Source organism: Staphylococcus sp. EG-SA-2, assembly GCF_017152085.1.
The window spans coordinates 1-641 of record NZ_JACYHC010001219.1 but is presented as its reverse complement, the minus strand read 5'-3'; the positions used below and the strand labels follow the sequence as shown (position 1 = coordinate 641).

The window sequence follows — 641 nt, the reverse complement described above, 5'->3', positions numbered from 1 at the left end:
CATATGATAGTTTCATCTTTTTATAATCATCTAAAATGAAAGCTAAAATGTATTCAGATAATTGTTTAGCTTGAACACCTTTTCCATTAGTTAAAAGTATGCCGTGATCTGCAATATAATCTAACGGCAATGTATTTACACCCGTTGCAAACCATGCAATCCATTTTAAATTCGGGCAACGTTGTAAAAATGCCTCATTGATACCGCCATCATAACCAACTAATATATCTAAATCAGCCAAGTCGCTCTCAGGTATTTCTGATGCTTTTTTATAAAATTTAAAATCTAAATCTGAAAAGCGTTGTTGTAATTCAGTTTCAACTTCACGCATACGATTCAACCCAACAACTTTCATATATGTCACCCCAAAATGTTTTTAAGTTCTTCTATTTGTGTTTTAACCTTAACCTTCTCGATAACATCTAATACTTTACCTTGTTCATCTATTATAAAAGTCGTTCTTACAATGCCCATACTTTCTTTGCCAAATGATTTTTTTAACTGATATACGCCAGTTTCTTTAGCTAATTTAAAATCTTCATCTACTAATAAATCGAAATTCAATCCGTGTTTCTCAATAAAATTTTGGTGTTTTTTCTTTGAATCACCGCTTATACCATATACTGCAACATCTAAATCAT

General features: G+C 30.9%; 2 protein-coding genes. Both read right to left on the bottom strand.

What is annotated here, in order from left to right; all coding sequences use genetic code 11:
* On the bottom strand, nucleotides 1-355 hold a 355-nt coding region (locus tag IDG60_RS28195), incomplete at its 3' end, for a Rossmann-fold NAD(P)-binding domain-containing protein (protein WP_481906115.1).
* A gap of 5 nt (nucleotides 356-360) precedes the next feature.
* Nucleotides 361-641 (bottom strand): peroxiredoxin (locus IDG60_RS28190; RefSeq protein WP_206160686.1); only part of this gene is annotated, 281 nt, incomplete at its 5' end.